We start from the raw sequence: 11,954 nt of genomic DNA on the forward strand, positions 1-11,954 counted from the left end.
TGTTCTGCTGCGGTTAGCGCTAAAATAACGGTGGCAGGCACAGGGCTATATAGGAAAACCAAGCGGATACCTAGGGGCGCCTACCCTTTAAACACATAGCGTGCAATCGGTACATCTTTTGTTAAGGCAGCAGGCATATACATTCTAATCTACGCTTAATCTGTCTGGCCGCTCTATGCGTACCTAATAATTCTTTATCCGCATTTTTTTTGCATTGGCGAAGTTTTGTTTCTATCTGCTTTATTAGTAATGGATTAGAAAGAGATTAGAATATGCTGTCGTTAATATTGACTTAATATTAATACTTGAGATTCGATGAAAATTACTAATCATGAGAATCTTAAATTTACTGCCGGCTATGTTTCTGCTGCTTCTCGCGCAGATGGGCTTTTCACAAATCACCACGTCTACCCTTACGGGTAGAATTATTAATCTGCAGGGCGAAAATATCTCGGGCGTCACCGTAACTTTAGTCCATACCGGAACCAATGCTAGACTTACCACACAGACCAATACCGAAGGGCGGTATACCTTGGCGAATCTTAACCCTGGAGGCCCTTACTTGATTCAGGTGGAGTACCTTGGTTTTAAAAAGAACGAGCTGGCCAACATTAACCTGCCACTGGGCCCTAGTACACAGAATTTTCAGTTGGAAGAAGACAGCAAAACACTGGGGGAGGTTGTGGTACGTGCATCGAAGGGCAAAAGCTCGCGTGCCAATACCAGTATCAATGCCGACCAATTGAAAACAATGCCTTCCATAAGTCGGTCGTTGCAAGATTTCACACGCAAAACACCGCAAAGTAGCAATAACTCCTTCTTGGGCACGAATTTTAGGTATAATAATGTCACCTTAGATGGAGCCATCAATAACGATGCTATTGGTTTTAGCCCTTCCCTGGGTGGGCAAGGAGGGACCTCTGGTCAGCCGGGTAGCAGCACGCGTACCAATCCCGTATCAATCGATGCCATTCAGGATATTCAGGTTTACCTCGCTCCGTTTGATGTTAAAATCGGTAACTTTTTGGGGGGTAGCATCAATGCGGTAACACGGAGTGGTTCCAACCTGGTTACCGGTTCTGTATATGCATTTGGAAGAAATGCCGCCATAACCGGAAGAAACCGTGCCGGCGATAATTCGAAAATGCCCGCATCTTTCCATGAATATCAAACGGGTTTCCGCCTGGGCCTGCCTTTAATAAAGGATAAATTGTTCCTTTTCACTAACCAGGAAATTACCCGTCGGCAGGATCCTATAATCCTTGGAGCAGGTTCTGCAGATATGGATAAAATTACTGTAGACCAAGCGAAACAGATTGCCGATCATTTCAAGAATTTTTATGGCTTAGATGCCGGAAGCTACGACAACTACACTATTTTTTCCAACTCGAATAAGTTTTTTAACCGCCTGGATTGGATTATCAATGCTAACCATCAGCTGTCGATACGCAATAATACCATTACCTCACAGGCAACAAATTTGGAGAGAGATCAGAATAACTTTAGGTTTGCTGGCATAGATTTTAAGCAGATTAACAATCAGAATTCTACCGTTGCCGAGCTAAAAAGTCGTTTTGGCAATGCCTGGTCCAATAGCTTCATCCTTGGGTATTCCAGTATTCACGATTATAGAAAACCTACGGCAGACCCTGCAGTACCGCAGATTGAAATCGCTGCAAAGGGGGGGACCTTATTTATGGGTACAGACCGGGAAGCGAGTATTTTTGATATGAAGCAAAAGACACTGGAGCTAACCAATAACCTGACCTGGGTGAAAAATAACCATACCTTTACTTTTGGTACGCACAATGAATTTTATACCATTAATTACGGGTTTGTAAACGCATGGAATGGACGTATTTCGTATTCCAGTATAGATGATTTCTTAAACAATAGACCTAACCGGGTACGTACGAACTACAACTATGCGAATAACAGTCGCGATTATATCGTTAACAATCCGCCGGCCAAGTTTAATGTAAATTTATATAGCCTGTATGCCCAGGACGAAATTCAAGTCGGTAATCACCTGAAATTAACGCCAGGAATACGTTTTGATCTGGCGCATATACCCAATAAACAGCCGTTGAGCACAAAAACAATACATGCGCCAACTGATCCGAGGTATGGCACGACATACAGCTATACACAGCCTAAAGACATAACAAATAACTTCCTGGGGCAGGTGCAGGTGTCGCCACGCTTGGGGTTTTCGTATGATGTCTTCGAAGATCAGCGTTTAATAATCCGCGGTGGTACGGGGGTATTTACCGGAAGAATTCCATTTGCTTGGTTAGGTTATGCGTATTATAATAATGGAGACTCCTACGGTGCCTTTGATAAAAGATACAGCTATAATGGGGATAAACCGAGCAGGCCAAAGCCTGGAACAGACCCGATTAAGGATGCCCTTACTGGAATCGGTGAAGCTGGATTTGTAAAAAACCAAGGCATAGATATTAACGATGCCTCAGGCGCAACACAGGTCGATTTAATAGATAATAATTTCAAAATGCCACAAATCTGGCGCAATAGCCTGGCTGTAGATTATAAAACCGAAGATCAATGGCGTTTTTCTGTAGAGGCTATTTATACCAAGGTCATTTACGATTTGCAGTTCAAGCACATCAACTTGGTCGATAACCCGATTTATATGCCTTACGATGTCAATAAAAAACAACCGATATATATGCCACTAAACGATACTAAAGCCATAAACCCCTTGTATACCAATGCGTATTTGTTAACGAATACAAAACAAGGGTACCGGTATAGCTTAACGGCACAGGTGGGTAAAAATATCGATAATAGCGTAGATATTTCGGCAGCATATACTTACGGCAGGTCTAAAGATATAACCAATGGTATCCGTAACTCGATGGAGTCGAACTGGCAGTTAAATCAAGCCTTGAACCCTAACAACCCCGATTTAGCGTATTCAAATTTCGATATCCGCAACCGCATCGTTTCTACGGTAAACTATCGTGTAGACTGGGGTAAAGACAAGCGGTATCTAACCAATTTATCCTTATTTTTCAGTGCGCAATCTGGCCAGCCCTACACCTTAGGTTTTGTAAACTCGACCATAAATGGGTCAGCACAAAACGTAGGTTTAGCGTATATTCCAAAGGTAGGCGAAACGGCACAACTATTTGCCGCAACAGAAGCGGGGGCGGCAATGGCGGCGGCATTCGACAGCTATATCGACAATGACAAGTACCTACGTACACGCCGGGGCGATTTTACCGAGCGTAATGGTGCACGTACGCCTTGGAATTATCAGGCAGATTTTAGACTTGCCCAGGATATTTCATTTAAAGTGCGTAAAACAAAAACACATACCCTGTCTCTAACATACGATATTTTAAACCTGACGAATCTGTTGAATAAACATTGGGGCATACAATATTTTGCACCCAATACCTTTAACGCTACCGGTAATATAGGTTTGCAGTTAGAAAAAGCAGGTACAGAAAGCCGCAACCCAACGTATGCCTTCCATAAAGATGAGACGACCTCTTATTCCAAAGACTTTTTTGCCTCACGTTGGCAAATGCAATTTGGTCTGCGTTATTCCTTCTAAAACGAGTAGTAGAGCATTGCATGGTATTTAACAGCGGGGCTTAGTCCATACGATTGGCCCCGTATTTTAAGGTTTCAATCCTTCGAAGTGGTCCTTCCTAAATTGTATAGGCGATTTTTTTGTTTTTTCCTTGAAATGATAAATAAAGTGTACGCTATCCTCAAATCCAAGCTTGTTGGCAATTGAGGTAAACGAGTCCTGGGTTGTCGCCAGCAAAATTTTAGCTTCCGCAACAGACTTGTCGATGGCCCATTCCGATATAGATTTTCCCGTTTTGCTTAGGATTATCTCTTCCAGATAGTTACAATCCAGCTCCATCTGTTCGGCATAGGCTGCGGCACTATACACTTTCTCTACATTCCCGGCTCTAAAGTCGCGGTAGTGCTGCTGCAATAGCGACTTAAAATTCTTGACAATTTTGGAGTTGTGTTTACCCTCCCATAAGGGGCTGTAATTTTCCCATACATTGCGTTTTAAGAAGTAAAGAAACAGTGCAAATTGATGCCCTATAATAGCAGCACGGTCTATGCTACGGTTGTATATCTCCTCATGCATGTCGTGCAAGAGCTTAAATAGTTCCTGGAAAGAACGTTCCTCCAATGCGATGGGTTTATTTACCTCGGTAAATAAAAAAGGAAAAATTTGTAGGAATTTATCATGTATACTCTCTTTAAGAAACAAATCGTTAAAGGTAACCACAAATATTTCATCGATATGCTCGAAAAAAAACTCCCTTGTATTTCCAGGGTTTAAAAAGATTAAGGATTGTGGACGTATGGAATAGGTATTATCGTCTATTATAACTTTTCCTGCCCCATTTTTAACGAGTAAAAAGGCATAATAATTAGGGCGGAAGTTTACACTTTTAAGTGGTGTTTTTAGATTTAAATCATCAAGGCGGTTTAGGGTTAAACCGGGTAGTATTTGTTTTAACTTTTTGGTAATCCCTAAATAATTTAAAGTTACATTCATTAGTTTGGATTATGTTTTCAATGTTGTATTTGATCCACAGACTATTTATCACCCTATAGTGGATGATGGTATAATAATCGTTAGTTCTCCGGTAGATATAGTTTTATTATAAACAACATTCGAAGATAATATAATAAAAGCTAAATAAAATCGATTTATGCATTCTATTTTTATTTTAAATACGTAGATATTGTTTTTTATGACGTTTAAGGCCTATTTTCTGCAACTGAGCGCAGTTTTTTCTTTTTTCCTTAGGGCCTCCAACCTCCTTTAATTCTTTTTTTGTTAACGTTTAGGGATTACAAATTTAAAAATTGTAACAACAACTTTATAGGAGTTGAGCTGTCGGTATTGATGATTTTTCAATCCTGAATGTTATATCTTATATTTTTTAGGTGCGTATGGGTATATTTTTAAAAATTAATCAATAATTAGGGCGTTTTAATCCGCTCGCAAAATGTTTTTCCTTATGGGCTAGTAGGCTGGGGCTTGTATGGCGTATTGGTCGTATAGTTAATCCTGCAACTGCTTTTGTCTTTCGCTAGGTAAACTTTTATCTCCAGTAATATATACGGGTTTTTGGGGGTATAGGTACAGATGGTTGTTTTCCATCCTGCGGCTGTTGTTTTTTTTGATTTAAATCTAAATTTTAAGTTGATAAATATATTATGTTAAATAAGTTGGACTGTTTCGGCATTTTATACTTAGCGGGCTCGGGCTCTAGAACCAAGGAAGTGTATTCGATTAGTTTTCTTATTGTTTAAAAATATATACCAAAATGTAGAACGCCTAAGGTGGGGGGACCGTAGACGTTCTAAAACCAACTATTAACCTATTAGAATATACTAGTAGAACACTAATAAGAGAAAATAGTTTTACTATTTAGTAATTTTTTTATTGTTTATTTATTCAACGACCCTAACTGCATTTGCCCTTACGGAGGTTTGGGTAATTTTTGATTTTGATTTTCTTTTTTTGGTCGATGGCTGTTCGGCAGCTGCAGCCTTATTGACTTTAAAGTGCCTTAAGGTGCTTTACAATGCCTTTATACAGGAAGCTGCCAAGTGGCCATATGGGCTAAAGTGTGTTACTTAAGTCTTTATAACTTGCTGTTTTGTGCGCGGTAGGCTTTGGGTGTCATCTGGTGTTTTTTAGTGAAGGCCTTAAAAAAAGTAACTCGGTTTGCGAAACCCGACTGAAATAAAATTTCATCAATAGTTTGTTTAGATTTCACCAGCAAATCCTCTGCGATGTGTAAACGGGAATCCCGAATCATATCGGAAATACTGGTATCCGCTATTTCATTGATTTTGCGGTATAAGTTTCGCGTACTCATATGTAGGTTGTCAGCGATGAATTTAGCCGACAAATCGGAATTCCTTATGTTGGCATCTATAATGGCATGGATTTTTTTCAGCAAAATTTTATGCTCTTTATGGGTTAATTTACCTTTAGTAAGATCAAAAGCACTTCGCGGCGAGGAGAAGTAGTCTTTGAGTGTTTCCTTTCGGTGTATCAAATGGGAAACCGACGATTTTAGGTAGTCTACATGGAAGGGCTTGGTAATATAGAGTTCGGCACCCGCATTTATACCCGCAATTTGTTCTTCTATCTCATGTTTTGCAGATATTAAGATTAAAGGGATATGTGCCGTTTGTGGGTTCGACTTAATGGTTTTAACCAAGGCAATGCCATCTATTGTAGGCATTTTCACATCCGACAGGATTATATCGGGGAGCACTTCATTTAAACAATCCCGTACCTCTGCAGCATTATTTAAGGCAATGATATTAAATGCTGGCGCAAAGATATCACTTAAAAACCAGAGGATATCGACTTCATCGTCTATTATTAGCATGGTCGGTTTGGCTGTTTGGCTGCTATAAGCTGCTTGTGACTGTGGCAGCCTGGTCATTAGGCTATTTTCCAGGCGTAGTTTTTTCAAATCGCTATCCTGCAGGTTCCCTACCGTAATGTTCGTAAGGTTGGAGGCTATAAAGGGAAGGGTAACCTCAAAATGAGTCCAGGCATGGGCTGTACTGCTAATTTTTATTTCTCCGCCCAATAGCTCCACCATTTTATGCGCTATGGCTAAACCCAGTCCATTACGCGAGAACATCGTTTGGCTATCTTGATTTTCAAAATTTGCCAATACACTGTAGCGATCAAATATCTTGGCAATATCTTCTTCCGCAATACCTTCGCCCGTATTAGATACCCGGATTATCAGGCTATTTGCTTCGGTGCAGCATAGCTGTATTTGGACGGCTGCATGTTCGGCCTGCATATATTTAAATGCATTCGACAGTAAATTGGTAACAATGGTTATAATAAAGTTCTTGTCGGTATTCCATATGAGTGTTGGCGGTATATCGATGTCGAATTGCGTCTCCCTGGCCTCCGCCATCACCGTAAATAAGTCGGCAATTTGTTTGGTTAAATCGGCTACATTAAGCTTCGCTATAGTCGGGTTTTTATACCCTGTTTCAATGCGTCGAAACTCAATTAGATCTTGTATAAGTAGGTTGAGACGCTCCGCATTATGTTGTATAATGCGGGTGTATTTTACAATGGAACTATCCACATTAGGCTGCTGCAAAATCTGCGTGCATGGCCCATATATGAGGGTCAGTGGCGTACAGAATTCATGGGCAATATTCGTGAAAAAGCTAAGCTTAGACTCGTAAACTTCTTCCTTATGTTTTTCCTTTATTTTTTGCAGTAAATGGCTTCGTTTTCTACGTTGCAGCAGGATAAAATGACGTGCCACCAAACTGCAAACAAGGATGGCGATACTAAAATAACCGGTATAGGCAAGGGGAGACCGATACCAGGGTGGGGCAATTTTAAGCTTGAGCGTATAGGTTTCACTGTCGATGTTTAAGGCGCCATTGTGGTATTTCACCAATAGGGTATATTCGCCGGGTTGAAGATGGGTGAACGACAATTGATTGGAGGTTCCGTTATTTATCCATTCGTCATGCGCAGCTACGAGTTTATAGTAAAAGGTATAGTTCGTGCCATGAAGGTAATCGATGGCATTAAAAGTTAATGTGAAAAAATTTTGGTTATACCCAAGGCTTAAGGTTGGGCTATGCTGATCCTGCTGTATATTTCCGTCCAGTTTCTCTTCCTTACCCAAAATACTTAATCCTGCACAGTATATCGGAGGCCTGTAGGTTTGGGTTTCATATTCATTTTTCTGTATGGAAACAAAGCCATTGATGCCGCCAAATAACATAACCCCCGAAAGTGGATCTTTAAACGCTGCCCCATCACTAAATTCTATAACCTCCAGACCATCCGAGCGGCCGTAGGTACGAAAGCGTTCTGCAGCGGCATCGTAAGCGATTAAACCCCGGTTTGTGCTTAGCCAAAAGATATCGTCGCCCTCATCAACAATGCTATGGATGCTGTTATGTAAAAAACCTGCGCTTTTAGGGTATAGGCTATAGTGCTGCTGGTTATCTTTACGTACTAAACCACGGCTGGTGCCGATTAAGTAATTGTTGTTTGCATCCTTGGCGATACTAAAAAACTCGTTCAATGTCATATCTGCCTCGGTATGCTGCAACAATACCGGTTCCAGGCGGTTGCTTTTAGTATGGTATATAACTGCACCTTGCCCACGATTGGCAAACCATAACGTGCTATCGTTTTCAGCATATATAGAAAAGAAATAATTTGCCGATGGCAGTTTATCCTGCAGGGTATAGCGTTGTATAAGTTTTAATGTGGGGGTGTCGCCCTTCCACTGCAGCTGCGCCTTAACAAAACCAAGACCTACCGTAGCAATCCACAATATAGAATCCTGCTCATAAATATCATGGATATACTTTATAGGGGTATCACCATCGTAGAAGGCGATTTTATGTATTTTTTTCGTGTTATACGCGTAGTAATTTATTCCCTCCTCGGTACCAATCCAAAGGACATTCTTTTTACTCTTCGAAAAACTGTATACAGAATTGTCATACAGTAAACTGTTACTGCTATTTAAAGCCACTAAGTTGTTGTTAAGTATGTTTTTATGCACTTCATAATTCTCCACACGAAGGATGCCATCACCTTTGCTGCCCAGCCATAAGGTACGCTCCTGATCCTGGTAGACAGCTCGTATAGGCTTACTCATCTTCAGGTAAAGATCGTTTAATAGCGTCGATTTTATCGAATAGCTGTCGTTCGCATACCTATACACGCCCTGACCGTCTGTGGCGATCCACAGGATATCTTGATAGCGGTCTTTATAGAGGGTGAAAACACCCGCATGGATTAACACTTTTTCTATGCCATAGCTATGATCCAGTTTATTTTGTCTTTTAAGGTGATAGAGGCCATTCGTTTTGAAACCTATAAACAAACCATCCCGATAGGTTATGGCACTGGATATTTCGCCATTTTGGCGTAGCAGTGCCGTTAAATTAGTTAAGAATGTAGCGTTTTTCGCAGTACTGTTTAGGTTATACAGGTTATCCGATTGATCTAAAAACAGCAGTTCACCTTGATTTTCAAAGACATTTTTTATGGCGGCAGGATGTCGGAATGAGCGGGCTGGCTTTACTGAAATCTCCGGCTCCGCCTTTCCTTCCTCGAGGGTAAGGGTATACGAATAAGCGCGGCCATCTTCTTGCAGGATCCATAAAGCATTATCCGGAGCAATAAAAAGTCCCTTCACAGAATGGATATCCAGACCGGGTAGTTTTACTTGCTTAAAATCCTTCCCATTTTTTGGGAAGTAAAAAATGCCCTCTTTTTCCTGTAGAATAAAAAGGGTATGGTGGGCATCTTTTACGCGGAACAGCACCTTGTCAAACTGGCTGAAATGCTGCACCGTATTGGTTTGCCGGTTTAATTTATTCATGCCGTAATAGGTCTGAATCCAGAATGTTTCGGGCACGGTCTCGATAATATTTTCAATAAGATTGCCCGACAGGGCATGTGCTGAAGAAAGCGGTTGGTAGTGTTCCACCGTACGGCCATTGTAAAAATTTAAACCATCGCAGGTTCCGAACAACATTAAACCATTCAGACTTTGGTACACCGATAACACCGCGCTGTTGGAGAGGTTTTCCCGATTGCTAATCTGCTTTAAATTATAGGCATTCGCATAGGGCAAGACCAGTAGCTGTATGATGCAGATCACGGCTGTTTTTAACGGCAGCCATAGGGCGTATATGTTTGGACGTAAAGGTTTGGATACAGTCATTTGTTAGGTGTTTCGGAAGCTGGTTTATAAATAATTATGCCTTACGAATTTCGTTTTTTTTATTCAGTTGGCACATTTCTAATTTGTAAATATTTGTGACAATGTTGTTAAGTTCTGTGCAATGCTGAAGGCCTGCTATTGACGCTTTAACGCCTTATTCTACTTTTGCTATACCAAGTGTGTAAACCTAAGCGAGCTGTAATAGTTCGTATATGCTAAATCTATCAGGGCTATAATTTAAGCCCTTGCAGCAAAGCTGTATTTCTGAAAGATTAAAGCGCAGTATGCCGTTGTTGAAAGCGGTAAACCTTGGCAGCAGGCGTAAAAATTAAAACCAAAAATATAGTATATATTATGCGACAAAAACGGACAACAATGGGGCTGGGATTACTATCCACCTTTCTGCTGCCGGCGGTATTCATACCCCAAACTAGTCAAGCTACAGCTTTCTGGACCGCAAATGCGCCGCAGCTGGTGGTACGCGATAATACCCAGATAGATGATCCGATAAAGACCAATCGTCCGGCACCCCAAAAGCGGATGTTTACCTCTATGGTGATAGAGGAGGAAATTGCTCGGGTAAAAAAGCAGCTTAAAAACCCGAAGTTGGCTTGGATGTTTGAGAACTGCTTCCCGAATACCTTGGACAGCACGGTAGAGTATACAGAAAAGGAGGGCAAGCCGGATACTTTTGTGTTAACCGGAGATATCCACGCGATGTGGTTACGTGATTCGGCAGCGCAGGTATGGCCTTATGTGCAGTTTGCCAATAAAGAGGAAAAGCTTAGGAAGATGTTGGAGGGTGTTATACGGCGACAGTTTCAATCCATCGGGATTGATCCTTATGCTAATGCCTTTAATGATGGCCCTATTGGTGGGGAGTGGATGAGCGATGTGACCGCCATGAAACCGGAGTTGCATGAGCGTAAATGGGAGATTGACTCTTTATGTTATCCCGTGCGTTTAGCCTTCCATTATTGGGAGGTAACGGGCGACGATAGTATTTTCGATGCCGATTGGCTGAAGGCGGTAGAGTTGATTCTTAAAACCTTTAAGGAACAGCAGCGTAAGGACAATGTGGGCCCTTATACCTTTTTACGTAAAACAGATCGTGCGTTCGACACTCTAAACAACAATGGACTTGGGGCGCCGGTAAATCCTGTGGGCCTCATTGTGTCGTCGTTCCGCCCTTCGGATGATGCTACAGTCTTGCAGTTTTTAGTTCCCTCCAACTTTTTTGCGGTATCATCCCTCCGTAAGATGGCCAGCATCTTAACACAGGTAAATAAAAACCCGGACCTTGCCAAATCATGCCTCGCATTGGCGGATGAGGTGGAGCAGGCTTTACATACCTATGCGGTACATAACCATCCAAAATATGGGAAAATTTATGCCTACGAGGTGGATGGTTTCGGCAATCAACTTTTGATGGACGACGCGAATGTTCCCAGCCTGTTGGCGATGGCCTACCTGGGGGATGTCGATCTTAACGACCCGATTTATCAGCAGACACGAAACTTTGTGTGGAGTAAAGACAACCCTTACTTTTTTAAGGGTAAGGCTGCCGAGGGTATTGGTGGTCCGCATATCGGTTACGATATGATATGGCCGATGAGCATTATGATGAGGGCATTTACAAGTCAGAATGACGCCGAAATCCAAGATTGTATACGCAGTCTGATGGCTACTGATGCGCATACGGGTTTTATGCACGAGTCTTTTCATAAGGATGACCCTAGTAATTTTACAAGGTCTTGGTTTGCCTGGCAAAATACACTTTTTGGTGAACTAATACTGAAGTTGGTGCATAGTGGGAAAGTTAATCTTTTAAATACCCTTTAGTTTGCGGGGGCTGGTTAGGGGTTGCGGTACCAAAGGATGCTCCAGCATGTATCAGGATGCACGAGCATGCAAGAGGATGCTGCTGTACATTGCGGTATAGGAAGCCCTGTACTGCCCTCAATTTCGGGGATCATTTTTTTGTGGGATTTAGTTTTGGTATTCATTTTTAAAACAACAACATATGAAAGATAGGTAAACTTAAATTACGTAATGTAGTATAAGCGGCAGCTTAAAACCGTGTGCACCCCATACCGCGGTTTTATATAATCTTATGCTGGGGGTAGCAGAAGAGGCTGTAGCGGTATGTAAACAATAGAACGCTGTGAAATATCAGCGTTCAACTAACCAATA

At 41.6% G+C, this 11,954-nt stretch carries 5 protein-coding genes; 2 read left to right on the forward strand and 3 right to left on the reverse strand.

Features of this window, described 5'->3' with window-relative positions; all coding sequences use genetic code 11:
- Positions 1-331: 331 nt before the first annotated feature.
- Positions 332-3,583, forward strand: a complete 3,252-nt coding sequence (locus tag ACL9RF_RS03625) for a TonB-dependent receptor (RefSeq protein ID WP_422799230.1) — start codon at positions 332-334, stop codon at positions 3,581-3,583.
- A gap of 66 nt (positions 3,584-3,649) precedes the next feature.
- On the opposite strand, the gene ACL9RF_RS03630 is transcribed toward ACL9RF_RS03625, so the two are convergent.
- Together ACL9RF_RS03630 and ACL9RF_RS03635 are read right to left on the reverse strand one after the other, a co-directional pair.
- Positions 3,650-4,555, reverse strand: a complete 906-nt coding sequence (locus tag ACL9RF_RS03630; RefSeq protein ID WP_422799231.1) for a helix-turn-helix domain-containing protein — start codon at positions 4,553-4,555, stop codon at positions 3,650-3,652.
- A 1,099-nt stretch (positions 4,556-5,654) separates the two neighbouring features.
- Complete coding sequence (locus ACL9RF_RS03635; RefSeq protein ID WP_422799232.1) at positions 5,655-9,761, reverse strand: ATP-binding protein; 4,107 nt, start codon at positions 9,759-9,761, stop codon at positions 5,655-5,657.
- Positions 9,762-10,115: 354 nt separating this feature from the next.
- Here ACL9RF_RS03635 and ACL9RF_RS03640 point away from each other — a divergent pair, with 354 nt between their 5' ends.
- Positions 10,116-11,603, forward strand: coding sequence for a glycoside hydrolase family 125 protein (locus tag ACL9RF_RS03640; protein WP_422799233.1), 1,488 nt, complete (start codon positions 10,116-10,118; stop codon positions 11,601-11,603).
- Between the two features lie 14 nt (positions 11,604-11,617).
- Here the strand turns inward: ACL9RF_RS03640 and ACL9RF_RS03645 are convergent, their stop codons facing one another.
- Positions 11,618-11,767: a hypothetical protein gene (locus ACL9RF_RS03645; protein ID WP_422799234.1), complete on the reverse strand. Its 150-nt coding sequence runs from the start codon at positions 11,765-11,767 to the stop codon at positions 11,618-11,620.
- Positions 11,768-11,954: the final 187 nt, after the last annotated feature.

The organism is Sphingobacterium sp. Mn56C (assembly GCF_049319645.1).
Taxonomy (GTDB): Bacteria; Bacteroidota; Bacteroidia; order Sphingobacteriales; family Sphingobacteriaceae; genus Sphingobacterium.